Below are 13932 nucleotides of genomic sequence, written 5' to 3'. Positions count from 1 at the left end.
CAAATGCCTAAAGCAATTTTGGGGGACCGATTCCGCAGCCGGCGGCAGCCGAAAGCGGGGTCTGAGTAAACGGTGAACCGGCAGGTTCGCCGCTGTTGGGGGACTAATCGTGAAGCTTCACTTTGTGGGGCGGGCCAGCCAGCTCGCCGCGTCTATCGCTCTTGCCTGCCTTGTGACCACCGGCGCCATGGCGCAGGACGGAAACACCGCCGAAGAGAACGGTGTTTCGACGGAAGCGCCCGAAGCCAGGAGCTCGGAAAGCAGTCCGTCGGAGAGCCAGGCTCCCGAGGTCCAGGAGCAGGAAGCTTCACCGGCCGAGGAAACGACCGGCGAGGGGGCGGCGACCGACCACGAGCTTCCGGAGATCACCGTCCAGGCGCCTTACGAAGCGCCTCCGGCGCCCACTCAGCCGACTCGCACCGCCTCGACGCCGACGCCCGTTCGGGCGCCCGCTCCCGCGGCCCCCGACATCGAGGCCGGAACGTCGGTCGACGCCGAATCGGCTTGGGGCCCGGTGGATGGATATGTCGCCGAGCGGACCGGAACCGGCATCAAGACCGATACTCCGCTCAACGAGATCCCACAGTCGATCACCATCGTCACCGAGCAGCAGATCCAGGATCAGGGCGCGACGAGCGTCCAGCAGGCACTGGACTACGTCCCCGGCGTGGTGGCAGGCCCCTATGGCTTCGACATCCGCGGCGACTGGGCCCGCATTCGCGGCCAGGACCCGGTCCAGTATCTCGACGGCATGCGCCGCATCTACGGCTACTACAACAACACCCGGGTCGATCCCTACACCCTGGAGCGGATTGAGGTGCTCAAAGGACCGGCTTCCGTGCTCTACGGCGCGGGCTCGACCGCCGGTATCATCAACCTGATCTCCAAGCGGCCCCAGGAAGAAAGCCACACTGAAATCGGCGTCCTGTACGGCAGCCACGATTTCGGTCAGGTGCAGGGCGACTCGACCGGCAAGATCACAAAGGACGGGAAGTGGCTCTATCGGATGGTCGGCGTCGCCCGCAATTCCGATACCCAGGTCGACTTCGTCGAATACGACCGCTACGTCTTCAACCCGTCCATCACCTGGCGGCCGGACGACAAGACCGAGCTGACGGTCATCGCCAACTTCCAGAAGGACGATACCGGCTCGAGCGCCAACTTCCTTCCCTGGGAGGGCACACGCTACGCAGGACCCAACGGGTACATCCCGTGGAGCCGCTTCGTAAGCGATCCGGACTGGGATCAGTACAAGACCGAAAGCGCCAGCGTCGAAGTCCTGTTCGACAGGGAGCTGAGCGATGTCTGGACCTTCCGCCAGGGCCTCCGCTACGTCGATGCCGAGGTGGATTACCGGTCCATGTATCCGAACGTCTACACGGATCCGCAGAATCCCTTCGTGGACCCGGCACGGCGGACGGTTCAGCGCTACAGCTACATCAGCCAGCCCCATGCGCAGACCTTCACGTCTGACAGCAACTTCATTGCCGATTTCGACACCGGCACGATCGAGCACAAGGTGCTGCTGGGCGTCGATTACACCCGCTTCAAGGAGAAATCCCGCCAGGGCAGCGGCTTCGTGGCGACGCCGTTCGATCTCTACAATCCGGACTACAGCCTGCCCTTCATCCCGCCTGTGGCCGTGGAGTTGCCCGAGACGGGCACCGAGCAGCTCGGCTTCTACGCACAGGATCAGATCAAGCTCGGCAACTGGATCGCCGTGCTCGGCATCCGCAATGACGAGGTCACCAGCTCCGCCGAGGGTCAAGCGGATCAGGACGTGAACGCGACCACCTATCGCGCCGGCATCATGTACGAGTTCGCCAATGGGCTGACCCCGTATTTCAGCTACATGCAGTCCTTCGATCCGATCTTCGGCACGAACTTCTACGGCCAGGCCTTCGATCCGCTCGAGGGCGAGCAGTACGAGATCGGCTTCAAGTATCAGGTGCCGGGCAAGCCGATCGTCGTGAACGGCTCGCTCTACGACACCACCCAGAGCAATCTGCAGGCCTCCGATCCCAACAACCCGTTCAACCAGATCCAGATCGGCGAGGCGCGATTTAGGGGCGGTGAGATCGAGACCATCTTCACCCTCAGCGACAAGCTCGACGTGATCGCGGGCTACGCGTTCACCGACGCCGAATACACTGCCGGCGATCTGGCGGGTTATCGGGTCGAGACGGTGCCTGAGAACCAAGCGTCTCTGTGGGCCACCTACCACTTCTCGGCGTTCGGCGTGTCCGGCTTCTCCGTCGGTGGTGGCGTCCGCTATATCGGCGAATCCTGGGATGGCACCGACAGCCTCAGGACGCCGTCCTACACCCTGTTCGACGGCATGCTCAGCTACGACACGGAGCATTGGCGCTATCAGATCAACGCCACCAATCTGGGCGACGAGAGATACGTCACCACCTGCCTGTCGCGCGGCGACTGCTTCCTTGGGGAGGGCCGTACCGTGCTCGGCAACATCACCTACAAATTCTAAGGCGCGCGTCCGGAAAGGACCGCTTCAAGCCAGAAAACCGATGGGCCGCGGCAATACGCTTGCGGCCCATCGCGCAAAATCCGGCGCTCGGGGTGCGGAAGGACTGGAAGTTCACCACCGGCCTCGTTTAAGTTGACTGTGAGTGTCAACAATGTTCAGTCGGCGCCCCGGGCGGGGCACGACGCGGCGACATGGGCGTGCTGACGCCCGGATGAGACCAGCGGCGAGGCAAGCGGAACATGACAGCCAAGACGATGAAGGGATGGGTGTGGGTCCATAAGTGGAGCAGCCTCGTCTGCATGCTGTTCCTGCTGATGCTGTGCATCACCGGCCTGCCGCTCATTTTCTATCACGAGATCGAGGACGCCCTCGGCAACTCCATCGAAGGTCCGGAGATGGCGGCCGAAACACCCCACGTCTCCCTCGACAAGGTCGTCGACGGGGCGAAGGCGGAGATTCCCGGCTGGACGCCCATGTTCATGAGCTGGGACGAGGATCATCCCGCCGAGGTCTTCGTCACCATGGCCGAGTCGGCCGGCAGCGAGAGGGACAACACCCGGCTTCTCGTCTCCGATATGCGCACGGGCGACGTGCTGGGCGAATACGATTTCCGCGACACGGTGATGTACTTCATCTTCAAGCTCCATGTGGACCTGTTCGCGGGCCTGCCGGGCATGCTGTTCCTCGGCGCCATGGGGCTGCTCTTCATCGTCGCGATCGTCTCGGGCGTCGTGATCTACGCGCCGTTCATGAAGCGGCTCGATTTCGGCACCGTGCGGAAGGAGAAGACCACCCGGGTCAAATGGCTCGACATCCACAATCTGATGGGCGCGGTGACCATAGCCTGGGCCCTGGTCGTCGGCGGAACCGGGGTGATCAATACACTCGGCGAGCTCGTCTTCATGTATTGGCGCAACGACCAGCTCGCGGCCATGGTGAAGCCCTATGAGGAGCTGCCCCCATACGAGAAGCTCGGCTCCCTCCAGACGGCGATGGATGCAGCCCTCGATGCCGCGCCGCATATGTCGCCATCCTTCGTGGCCTTCCCGCAATCCGCCTTTTCCAGCGCTCATCACTATGCGGTGTTCCTGCGGGGCGACACGCCCCTGACGTCGAAGCTGCTGAAGCCGGCCCTGGTCGATGCGAAGACGGGCGAGCTGACCGACATGCGCGATCCGCCCTGGTACGTTACGGGGCTGCTGCTCTCCCAGCCGCTCCATTTCGGCGATTACGGCGGCATGCCGCTGAAGATCATCTGGGCGATCCTCGATATCATCACAATCGTCGTCCTGGGCAGCGGGCTTTATCTCTGGCTCGCTAAGCGCAAGGTCAGCGTCGAATCGCAAATGGCCGAGATCGAACGGATGACGGAGTCCGGCCCCGCACCGCAGGCTGCGGAATGACGCGGCGGCCGGCAAAGCGGGGTACCAAGAGCCTCGGCGAGATCTTCTTCGTCCCGACCCTTATCGGCATCGTCAGCATGGTCGGTCTCATCGCCGCCCTTGTGGGCGACGGCGTCTGGGACGCTGTGTCCTGGGCATCGCTCGGAATTCCTGTCATCGTGACCGTCTGGATGGTCTGGGGTCCTCGCGGATCTCTCCAGCGGGGCTAGACGGCTGGCGCACGAAGGCGATAGCTGCGCGCCACCGGAAGAAAGGGGCAGGGCATGCTGCGCATATTGATGATCTTGTCGGGCGGCTTCGAGCTGCTGTTCGGCGTGAGCGTGCTGGTCTTGATCGCCAAAGGCGTGACACTCAGCGGCGGTGCCACCCGCGAGCAGGCCACGCTCTTCGCCATTTTCACCATCGTTCTCGGCACAGCAGCACTGGCCGTGAACAACCGTCTCGAGACCTCCTTCGGCATCGGGACCGCCTACGGACTGTGGCTCTACAATGTCATCGCTGCCCTTATTCTGCTCTATCTCGCCACTAATACCGCCGACGTGCTGATCCGCAGTACAGCGGCAATCCACACCGTGTTCGGGCTGCTCTTCACCTACGCGCTCTTCGCGGCCGGGACCGTCGAGTAGGAGGTCTCCGCGGGAGGCCCCGCAAGCGCCGGCCACTGTGGTTGCCATGCTTCATCCGCCGGATCGGCATGGGACCGGCCAGCAAGGCGTTCCGACGCTTGGAACATCTCCGCGCTTGAGCCGTCGGTCCCTTACGCATCTCCCAACGGATTTGGGAATGGAGGCGCCCCGTGAGGGGTGCCGATGAACCAAAGGACCGAAGTAAGGAGGGAAAGTCATGAAGACTCCCAACACACGGACCGAGACCCTTTCCGCAACCCGCATTAAGCTCATCGCCGGCATGACGGCCCTGACGCTAGGCGGGTTCGTTGCGATGCCTGCCGTCGCCCAGGAATCCGCGCCGCCGCCGGAGCAGGCGGCTGGCCAGCCCATGGCCGCGGGCAACATCGACGAAGGTCAGCTGGACGACTTCGCCGAAGCATCCGTCGCCGTCGGCAAGATCTACCAGAAATACGGCGCAGAGGCCCAATCTGCCTCGGACGAGAGCGAGGCCATGCAGATCAAGCAGAAGGCCGAGAAGGAGATGATCCAGGCGATCAACGACGCCGACCTGGATCTTCCCACCTACAACAAGATCGCGGCGGCTGCCCGTCAGGATCAGAAGCTCGCTCAGCGCATCCAGAAAAAACAGCAGAAGTTCGACTAGGACCGATCATGGCGGCGCCGGACCGTCTGCGTCCGGTGCGTCCTCCTCGACCCTCAGCTCGGCCGCGTGAGCACGTAGCCCGCGCCGATCCCCATCAGCAGCAGAACGCTCGCCATCGCCGCCCAGCCCGGGTGGCTGAAGTAATAGAACGCGGCGAAGCCCGTGCTCATGCCCAAAACGGCGAGCATCTTCGCCCGCCGGGGGATCGCCCCCCGTTCCCGCCAGTCCCGCAGCAGGGGCCCGAAATGGGCGTGATCCAGCAGCCACCGCTCCAACCTGGGCGAGGAGCGCGTGAAGCAGGCCGCAGCCAAAATCAGAAACGGCGTGGTCGGCAGAACCGGCAGCACGATTCCGATCGCCCCGATGCCGACGAAGATCAGGCCGAGCAGACGGAAAGCGTTCCGCCGTATCGTGTTTCGCTTTTCGCCCTTTGCCACGCACGACCTTCGGTGAAGAGGGGAATCAGGGATGCTTACGCGTCGATCCCCAGCTTGGCGAGGATGAAATCCGCCCGTTCCGCAACGCCGGTCTTCGGTATCCGCACCGTCTCGTAGCCCAGCGCCGGATAGGCTTTGGCGAGCCGCTCGAATTCCTCTATCGCCACATCGAGATCATGGCGGCGCGCCGCGTCGCCACGATAGATCTCCGGCCATGGCGGCGTAAGGAAGACGCGCTCGTGATAGCGCCGGCCGACCTCGGCAAGCGCATCCTCTCCCGTGAGATGCTGCAGGAAGGCTGCCGCATCCACCAGCCCACGGTCGAAGAAGACCCAGCCGTCCCAGGCCGCCGCTGCATCGAGATCGGACAGCGCCATGGCGATGGCCCGCCTTGCAAAGGCGACGGGATCCTCCCAGGGAAGCGCGTGACCGCCCGTCGCCATCTCCTCCTCGACGATGCGCCGCCCAGGCTCGTCCACGGTACGATGGCCCCGCCGTCCCAGCTCGGCGAGCAACGTGGATTTTCCGCCGCCGGAGCAGCCGGAGATGACGACGAAGGGATTCATCGGCGATACACAGGGATGGGGTCTCTAGCTGAGGATTTTTCGAGTTGAAGCCTAGGGCAGCCGGCCGATGGCCTCGGAGATCGGTGTCTCGCCTTCGATCAGCTCCACGATCGTCCGGCTGACCTCCGGCCGGTCGACCAGCTCGGCCAGCACCGCGGCGACATCCTCCCGCGGCACGGTGCCGTAGGGAATGGCGAGATCGGCTTTGACCCTTCCGGTGCCGGGATCGTTGGTGAGGGTGCCGGGCCGCAGGATGACATAGTCCAACCCGCTCGCCGCGAGATAGGCATCGGCCAGCTTCTTGACCCGGATATAGTTCTCGAAGCCTTCCTTCCGCTCCCGGTCCCGACCGGCATCGGGAAAGGCCGAGACGAGCAGGAACCGGTCGATGCCGGCGCGCTTCGCCGCCTCCACCGACGTCTCTAGCCCGCGCCCGTCGATGGCGTTGGTGACGTCCATGCCGACGCCGCCGGCACCGGCGCTGAAGATCACCACGTCGCTGCCCGCCATGAGCGCCGCGAGATCGTCTTCGGAGAGCTCGGTCAGGTCTCCCAGCACCGGCGTGGCGCCGAGCGCTTCCAGCTCTTCACGCTGCTCGGGCTTCCGATAAAGAGAGATGGGCTCATGCCCCCGATCGGCAAGCATTGCGGCGAGCGGCCGGGCGACCTTGCCGGCCCCGCCGACGATGAAGACTTTGCTCATGTCACCTCCGTAAACATTGCCTGAGTGTAAAAGACGGCCAGGGCTGCCGCGGCATGACCGGGGAACGAAGCCGTCGGCCAGTTGCCCGGTTCACTCTGCAGGTTCGATAACATTCCGCCAGTGGCGGTGAAGCGCTGAAATGTCGCCACTGGTCAGGATCGGCATGACCTGCTTGAGCTCATCGTCATTCCAGTTCCACCAGCGAAGTTCGAGCAGCTGGGCGATCTGAATATCGTCAAACCGCTTTCGGATGACCTTGGCGGGGTTGCCGCCAACGATGCTGTAGGGTTCGACGTCTTTGGTTACCAGCGCTCTGGTGCCGATGACGGCGCCGTCCCCGATCGTGACACCCGGCATGATGATCGCCTCCGAGCCGATCCAGACATCGTTTCCGATCACGGTATCGCCAGCCGGGCGATAACCGTCTTCCGCGCCCGCGAAAGCAGGGACATCGGACATCCAGTAGAACGGAAACGTGCTGATCCAGTCGCTTCTGTGGCCTTGGTTGCCGGCCATTATGAAGGCTGCGCCCGAACCGATCGAACAGAAGGAACCGATAATGAGTCTGTCTGCGCCTTCGTCCGGCACGAGGAAGCGGGCGCACTCGTCGAACCCGTGTCCGTGATAGTAGCCGGAGTAGTAGCTGTACCGACCGACTCGAATATTCGGATTGGTGACGAGACGATCGAGAGTTATGCCCCTGAAGGGGCTTTCGAAAACATTGGTCATAGGAAGCACCGTACCTTGGCATCACCGCACATGCGGCTACGCAGGCCTGCATGATCCGCAGGCGGTGATCGGCCAGCGATCTCTGCAATCGCTCGCCGGCCGCTTCTCACGTCAACGGCGTGGAAGCGGTATGCTGGTGGTACAGTCGGCGCACTTCATATCGCTATCATGCACGCGGCGGGGCCGACGTCCAACGGTGAGTCCGGTTGCGACGGTCATACCACCCAGAAGAAAGGAATGGCGGATGGGGTGGGATTCGAACCCACGAGACGCTCGCGCGCCTGCCGGTTTTCAAGACCGGTGCCTTCAACCGCTCGGCCACCCATCCGCTAGGCGAGAGAGAAAGCGCCCCGCCGGTTCACCGTCAAGGGGTCTCCCGAGAAAACAAGCTCCCCAATCACAGGCGGGGACGAGCGCGCCATTTCGCTGGCAGCGCGGGACGAATAGGCCCCATGATGCACGCGATTGACCGAACCTTCCGCACGCACCGTGCCCTTGGGATGAATCGCCGCCGATCATGAGCACAGATACTGCGACCGCGGAAGAGCAGCCTGACGACGACAAACCGCCGGAGGAGGCCGATGTCTACGGCCGACACGCCCGCGTCCCCACCCAGATTCCGCTGATCGGCTGGATCCAGATCGCCCACAGGGTCTGGCGGGAATCGGGCCGGGACAATCTATCCGTCGTATCGGCGGGCTGCGCCTTCTATGCGCTTTTCGCGATCTTCCCGGCGCTCTCCGGCCTGATCTCTCTCTACGGCCTGATGGCCAGCCCGGCCACGGTCGAGCAGCATTTCAGCATCCTGGACGCGCTTTTGCCCCAGCAGGCCTATGCCATGGTGGAGGAGCAGATCCACCGTCTCGCGACCGCCTCCGGTCAGTCTCTGGGCTATAGCCTGGCGCTCAGCCTCGGCATCGCCTTCTGGAGCACCAACCTCGCCGCCCAGGCCATGTTCGCCGCCCTCAACATCGCCTATGAGGAGGAGGAGCGGCGCAGCCTGCTGCAATACTATTTCGGCGCATCGGTGTTCGCGGTCGTGGGCATCCTCGGCGGCTTGCTCATGCTGCTCGCCATTATCTACGTGCCGAACTGGATGGAGTTTCTCGGCTTCTCCGACCTGTTCGAGCAGGTGATCCGCATCGCCCGCTGGCCGTTTCTCGCCGTGGTGACCTTGCTGATCCTCGCGCTGCTCTACCGCTACGGTCCCTGCCGTAATCCCGCCAATTGGCACTGGGTGACCGTCGGCTCGGTCTTCGCCACCTGCGTCTGGCTGATCGCATCTGGCGGGTTCTCACTCTACGTCGCCAACTTCGCCAATTACGGCCGCATCTACGGCTCCCTCGGCGCGGTGATCATTCTGCTCTTCTGGCTCTACCTGTCGTTCTACATCGTGTTGATCGGCGCGGAGATAAACGCCGAGCTCGAGCTGCAGACGGCCGAGGACACGACCGTGGGCGAGCCGAAGCCCATGGGACAGCGCGGCGCCTTCGTGGCAGATCATGTGGCCGGAGGGGCAAGCGGGGCGAAGCGGCCGTTCAATCCCCATGCGGGGTTGCCCCAGTAGCAGGGCGCGGAGCATCCACGCGAAATCGCCTCATCCCGAAGAGCGCCACGCCAGAGCGCTCCATCCCGGAGAGCTCCGTCAGATGTAGTCCGGCCTCTCGCGCTGCTGACATCGTCGCCGCCACATATATCCGGCGCTCAGCACCAGCGCGATCCCGGCCAGCCCCGCAAACAGCCAGGCGTAGGGGTAATGCCCTTTCGCCATCAGCGAGGCGATGAAGGGATCGGTGATGATGATCTCGCCGGCGATCCAGCCGAGCAGGGCGGCGCCGGCCCAGATCACGATTGGGAAGCGCTCCACGGTGGCGAGCACAAGCGCGGCCCCCGCCATGATGAGCGGAATGCTGACCAGCAGTCCGAAGATGAGGAGCGAGAGCGTTCCGCGCGCCGCCGCCGCGATGGCGATCACGTTGTCGAGGCTCATCACGATATCGGCGACCGCGATGATCCGGATCGCCCGGCCCAGGGTCTCGCCGGTCTCGACCCGGCAGTCTTCGTCGCAGCTATCCTGGACCAGAAGCTTGACCGCGATCCAAATGAGCAGCACGCCGCCCGCGATCTTCAGATAGGGAACCATCATCAGCTTGGTGATGACGCCGGCGAAGGCGATGCGCATCGTGATCGCGACGATCGTGCCCAGGACGAGACCGGTAAGTCGCTGACGGGGTGGAAGGTTGCGGCAGGCAAGCGCGATGACGACGGCGTTGTCACCGGAGAGCAGCAGATCGATCCAAATGATTTGCAGGACGGCAATCAGAAAGGACGGATCGTCGAATGACATTGCGGCGCTCATCCTCCACACGTGCCCGGTTCGATCGGGCGAGGCCTGCGGCCAGCCCGGGGGCTGGGGTACCGTCTGTGTCGCCGCGCAGCAAGCCGGCAACCGTAGGAAACTCATTGCGGCCAAAGGAAACTTTTGGCGGTCAGAGGAGACTTCTTAGCGGCCCAAGAAAACTCCATGACCACGCTATAGGTAGGTGCGCCCGAAGCCCTTTGAAAGGCGTCGGCCGCAACGGGAACAAAGGACGAAAGCCAACGCTTACTGGAAGAGGTCGGCCACGACATTGTGGCGAACCTGCCGTAAGCTCAAAGTGTCGACCGGCCGAATCAGGCAGCAAACTTTCGAAATGGAAGGGGGGAGTATCCGATGGAGAATTTCGATCCCGCGATCGTCAATCCGCTGATCGCGCTCATCGCAGGCGTCATCATTCTGCTGGTGCCGCGCATGCTGGCCTATATCGTGGCCGTCTATCTCATCATCGTCGGTATCCTGGGCCTCGCGGCACACCTCTAGGCTCCAGACAAGAATTGTAACAAGACGAGCCTAGCTTGGCCCCGTCGCTTCACCTATAGTCGCAAGCGGCGCGGCCAAGTGGGCTGTTCGCTTACCCGGCTTCGGGGGTCGTCGGCATGAGCCGCGATCGGTCGGGTTACAGGCGTTCGGCACTCCGCAAAGACGATCGTTGTTGTGTCGCGATCGGGGAGCCGCAGTTGACAGTCGCCTTGCTGGCGGCATGATACGAGTCATATTTCAGTCTCATTTGCGCCATGCTTCGCGCAGGTGAGGGGTTTGGACAGCAGGGACCCAAGCCAAGCTAAGCGCTCATGGAGGGGTGTATCATCCATGTCGGTTCGGCCGACCCTGTTGTCTTTCGTTATCGCCAGTCTGCTGCCTCTTCTCTTCGTTGCCGGTGTGATGATCAATCAATGCCGTGCCGAGCCCGAAGACGCGCGGGCCGAAGCCGCTATCGGCTCGTCCGCGAACGCCGCTGAACAGACCGCCGATCCCGAGACCTCCGGAGCGCTTCCCGTCGGCGGCGAAGCCTCGGGAGACAGTCCTTCCACATCCACCGCCACCGATGCCGGGAGCATCGGCACGTCCGAGGATCCGGCGGAGCCCGACGCCATGGAGCGCGCGGCGCTTCCCAAGCGTGCCACACCCGACGATGCGTCCGACAAGGAGGCAGCCGATGACGCTGCCGCCAAGGTCGAGCCCTATCGCTGGATGGCGCGCCGCAGCGACAACAAGATCAAGCTGCGCGGCGCGGTGCCGTCCGAAAAGGATCAGCGCACCGTCGTCGGCATGGCGAAGGCTCATTTCGCCGATCTCGATATCGACGACGGCATGCGGGTAACTGAGGGCGCCCCCGCCAAGGAGCAATGGCTCGGCGCGGTGAGCTTCGCCCTCAAGCAGCTGACCCATATCGAAAACGGCACGGTCCGGCTTTCCGACGTTGCACTGACCGTGGATGGGCGCGCCCGCTCCACGAACGACTTCAGCGAGTTTCAGGAGGCCATGCACGGACCTCTGCCGACCGGCCTGAGCGTTCAGAAGATCGCCGTCTCGCCGCCGGTCGCCGATCCGTTCGTGTTCAGCGCCTCCCTCGAGGGCAACGTGCTGCGCCTCGCCGGAAACGTTCCCAGCGAAGAGATCCACACGCATCTGAAGGATATTGTTGGCTCCCAGTTTCGCGGCCGGGCGGTCGACGATCAGCTCGAAGTCGCCTCCGGCGCGCCGGAACATTGGGAGGCAGCGATCCAGGCTGCACTCTCGGCTCTGAGCCGTTTGCAGGAGGGCGAGGTGAACTTGTCCAAGGGCGCCGTCAAGATCGACGGCATGGCACCCGACAAGTCAACCGCGACCGAACTGTCCTATCAGCTCAAGCGGGATCTTCCGCAGCGCTATCGCTCGTCGGAGAATATCCGCTGGAAGGAAGCGGCGCGGGCCAATGACGTCGCGGGCAACATCCTTCCGCGGCTCAAAGCCATCGCCGATCGCCGGGAGACGAGCCTTCCGACCACGCTGCCGTCAATTGTGACGCAGTCCGAGCGCTGATCTTCAGACCTTGTGACGTGCAATAATCCTGCAATATGCAGGACGAATATCTGTCCGGTACGTGAAGTGGCAGAGTCCGGACGTCGACCAAGCGAAAACATATGTGGGGGCACATGAACGAATTGACCGTAACCATAGGCATTCTCGTAATCGTCGCCGCGGGGCTCGTCCTGGTGAGCTGGGTGTTCACCAGGCAGCAGCGCGCTAGCGGTCCGATCGGCGACGTCAAGCCGAAGGGCACCGCCGAGACTTCGGCGAGGACCATGGCGGAGGCCGCACCTTCTGCGACCAGAAGCGAAGCGCCCGCATCCGCTGCCAGGGAACCTGCGGCGGCCACTGCCAGCGACACGCCGAAGACCGAGACCAGCAGCGCGGGCACTCGCCGCACCACAGCCAAGTCGGGCACCGCCCGCCGCGCGACGAGCAAATCGACCGCTTCCGGGACGGCTGCTAAGAAACCAACCGCGAAGCGTACAGCCGCCAAATCGTCTGCGGCTAAAAAGGCAGCCACAAAGAGCTCCGACCCCAAACCGTCCGGCGCAAAAACATCCGCGACCAAGGCGTCTTCAAGCAAGACGCTGCGGCCAAGAACACCACATCCAAGAACACCACCTCGAAGAGCACCGCATCGAAGCCCACGACGACGAGGCGTGCTTCCGAGAAGTCCGCCACGACCAAGTCGCCTGCATCCAAGTCGCCTGCATCCAAGGCACCTGCGTCCAAGGCACCTGCGTCCAAGGCACCTGCGTCCAAGGCCGCTGACACAAAAGCCGCCTCGACGAAACCGAGTGCGGCCAAGAGTGGTCAAGCCAAGAGCGGGAGCACCCGCCGGGCATCGTCGGGGCGCACCACCCGCCAGCGCACGGCAACCCCGAAGCCGAGCGACGAAAGCTAGGCGCCTATCGCCCGCGGGACGGATCGTTCGCGGCCAGGAACTGAGAGATGGTTTCGAGGGTGCGCTGATCCTTCAGCATCGGCGCATGGCCTTCGCCGGCGATCGTCGCGGTCTCCAGGTTGGGATGGAGTTCGGCCATCTTCTCCAGCGTGTCTTCGGAGAGGATGTCCGAGTTCTCGCCTCGGAGCGTCAGAGTCGGGAACGGGTAGAGCGCGGTGAACGCGCCCCATTGCTCGGCGCCAGGCTGGCGCAGGTCGATCCCTTCGAACGCCTTGGCAAGATTGGGATCATAGGCCGGTGCCGGCTTTCCGTTCTCCTCGTTGAAGAGGGCTCGGGCGATCTCCTCCCATTGCTCTTTCGGGACGGCGGGAAAATCCCGCTCGTTCATCTCCCGCACAAGCGCCGTCGCATCGCTCCAGCTTCGCGGCGTCGGCGTCTTGCCGAGATGACCGATGATCCGCGCCAGGCCGCGATTCTCGATCACCGGCCCGATATCGTTGAGAATCACCGCGCCGATCGCTCCCGGCCGCAGTGCCGCCATGGCCAAGGCGATCAGCCCGCCGCGGGACGTGCCGATGATTGCTGCCTGGTGGATTCCCGCCAGCGCCATGAAGTCGAGCGTATCCTCAAGCTCGATCAGCGGCGTGTAGTTCTCCCAATCCTTGTCCCAGGCCGAAAGCCCGCGCCCGCGATAGTCGATCGCGTAGACGTCCCTCGGCGCTCTGGTGTCCGTTGAAAGCGAGACCGCGAGGTCGTGGAAATCGCGGCCGTTCCGGCTCAGTCCCGGCAGGCAGATGGCGGGCCGCCCACGCGCTTCCGTCGCCGGATAATGTCGGGCGTGGAGCCGCAGCCCGTCGCTGGCGGCGAAAAAGATATCCTGCCACAGCTCGCCATCGGGCGTGGGCATGAAGGGCCTCGAATCGGGCTGGAAGGTTGCCGGAACGCCGGCGGAGAGATGCCTCCGGCGCGCCCTCAGTCTCCGCGAAACCATGCGTGGCGGCAAGCCTCCGCGGCGGATGCGTATCAGAAAATCGGAGC

General features: G+C 63.7%; 14 protein-coding genes and 1 tRNA gene. 8 read left to right on the top strand and 7 right to left on the bottom strand.

Translation table 11 applies throughout. The annotated features are described in order from the left end of the window. Nucleotides 1-109 precede the first annotated feature (109 nt). The 5 genes from A7A08_RS02170 to A7A08_RS02150 all read left to right on the top strand — a co-directional run bounded on the left by A7A08_RS02170 (nt 110) and on the right by A7A08_RS02150 (nt 5163). Complete coding sequence (locus A7A08_RS02170) at nt 110-2488, top strand: TonB-dependent siderophore receptor (RefSeq protein ID WP_245290781.1); 2379 nt, start codon at nt 110-112, stop codon at nt 2486-2488. 239 nt (nt 2489-2727) lie between these two features. Next, nucleotides 2728-3891 (top strand): PepSY-associated TM helix domain-containing protein, encoded by a 1164-nt coding sequence (locus A7A08_RS02165; RefSeq protein WP_069093881.1) that lies wholly within the window; start codon nt 2728-2730, stop codon nt 3889-3891. Beyond that, the gene (locus tag A7A08_RS02160; protein ID WP_069093880.1) at nt 3888-4100 is read left to right on the top strand and encodes a hypothetical protein; all 213 of its coding nucleotides are present in this window, start codon (nt 3888-3890) and stop codon (nt 4098-4100) included. The genes A7A08_RS02165 and A7A08_RS02160 overlap by 4 nt, the downstream gene beginning before the upstream one ends. A gap of 54 nt (nt 4101-4154) precedes the next feature. Next, nucleotides 4155-4517, top strand: coding sequence for a hypothetical protein (locus A7A08_RS02155; protein ID WP_069093879.1), 363 nt, complete (start codon nt 4155-4157; stop codon nt 4515-4517). Nucleotides 4518-4734: 217 nt separating this feature from the next. Continuing rightward, nucleotides 4735-5163: a DUF4168 domain-containing protein gene (locus A7A08_RS02150; protein WP_069093878.1), complete on the top strand. Its 429-nt coding sequence runs from the start codon at nt 4735-4737 to the stop codon at nt 5161-5163. Nucleotides 5164-5216: 53 nt separating this feature from the next. Here A7A08_RS02150 and A7A08_RS02145 read toward each other — a convergent pair whose 3' ends face one another. The 5 genes from A7A08_RS02145 to A7A08_RS02125 all read right to left on the bottom strand — a co-directional run bounded on the left by A7A08_RS02145 (nt 5217) and on the right by A7A08_RS02125 (nt 7925). Then, nucleotides 5217-5600 carry a YbaN family protein gene (locus tag A7A08_RS02145; protein WP_069093877.1) on the bottom strand — a complete coding sequence of 128 codons (384 nt, stop codon included), beginning with the start codon at nt 5598-5600 and terminating at the stop codon, nt 5217-5219. A 35-nt stretch (nt 5601-5635) separates the two neighbouring features. Beyond that, nucleotides 5636-6166 (bottom strand): AAA family ATPase, encoded by a 531-nt coding sequence (locus A7A08_RS02140; RefSeq protein WP_069093876.1) that lies wholly within the window; start codon nt 6164-6166, stop codon nt 5636-5638. Nucleotides 6167-6217: 51 nt separating this feature from the next. Beyond that, on the bottom strand, nt 6218-6868 hold the full coding sequence (locus tag A7A08_RS02135) for an SDR family oxidoreductase (protein ID WP_069093875.1): 651 nt from the start codon (nt 6866-6868) through the stop codon (nt 6218-6220). A 90-nt stretch (nt 6869-6958) separates the two neighbouring features. Further along, on the bottom strand, nt 6959-7597 hold the full coding sequence (gene catB / locus A7A08_RS02130) for a type B chloramphenicol O-acetyltransferase (protein WP_069093874.1): 639 nt from the start codon (nt 7595-7597) through the stop codon (nt 6959-6961). A 238-nt stretch (nt 7598-7835) separates the two neighbouring features. Further along, nucleotides 7836-7925: transfer RNA gene (locus A7A08_RS02125), tRNA-Ser, on the bottom strand. Between the two features lie 189 nt (nt 7926-8114). On the opposite strand from A7A08_RS02125, the gene A7A08_RS02120 reads away from it, so the two are divergent. After that, complete coding sequence (locus tag A7A08_RS02120; protein WP_069093873.1) at nt 8115-9164, top strand: YihY/virulence factor BrkB family protein; 1050 nt, start codon at nt 8115-8117, stop codon at nt 9162-9164. Between the two features lie 78 nt (nt 9165-9242). Here A7A08_RS02120 and A7A08_RS02115 read toward each other — a convergent pair whose 3' ends face one another. Then, entirely contained in the window at nt 9243-9944 is a 702-nt protein-coding gene (locus A7A08_RS02115) for a TerC family protein (protein ID WP_069093872.1), read from the bottom strand. Nucleotides 9945-10310: 366 nt separating this feature from the next. On the opposite strand from A7A08_RS02115, the gene A7A08_RS15385 reads away from it, so the two are divergent. Then, nucleotides 10311-10457: a DUF3096 domain-containing protein gene (locus tag A7A08_RS15385; RefSeq protein WP_083226363.1), complete on the top strand. Its 147-nt coding sequence runs from the start codon at nt 10311-10313 to the stop codon at nt 10455-10457. 330 nt (nt 10458-10787) lie between these two features. Continuing rightward, a complete protein-coding gene (locus A7A08_RS02110; RefSeq protein ID WP_069093871.1) occupies nt 10788-11999 on the top strand; it encodes a hypothetical protein in 1212 nt (403 codons plus the stop codon). 899 nt (nt 12000-12898) lie between these two features. On the opposite strand, the gene A7A08_RS02100 is transcribed toward A7A08_RS02110, so the two are convergent. Then, a complete protein-coding gene (locus A7A08_RS02100; protein WP_069094273.1) occupies nt 12899-13801 on the bottom strand; it encodes an alpha/beta fold hydrolase in 903 nt (300 codons plus the stop codon). Nucleotides 13802-13932: the final 131 nt, after the last annotated feature.

The organism is Methyloligella halotolerans, assembly GCF_001708935.1.
In the GTDB taxonomy this organism is placed as follows: Bacteria; Pseudomonadota; Alphaproteobacteria; order Rhizobiales; family Methyloligellaceae; genus Methyloligella; species Methyloligella halotolerans.
Note: the sequence above shows the minus strand (reverse complement) of the source record. Positions and strands in the feature narration are given on the sequence as shown.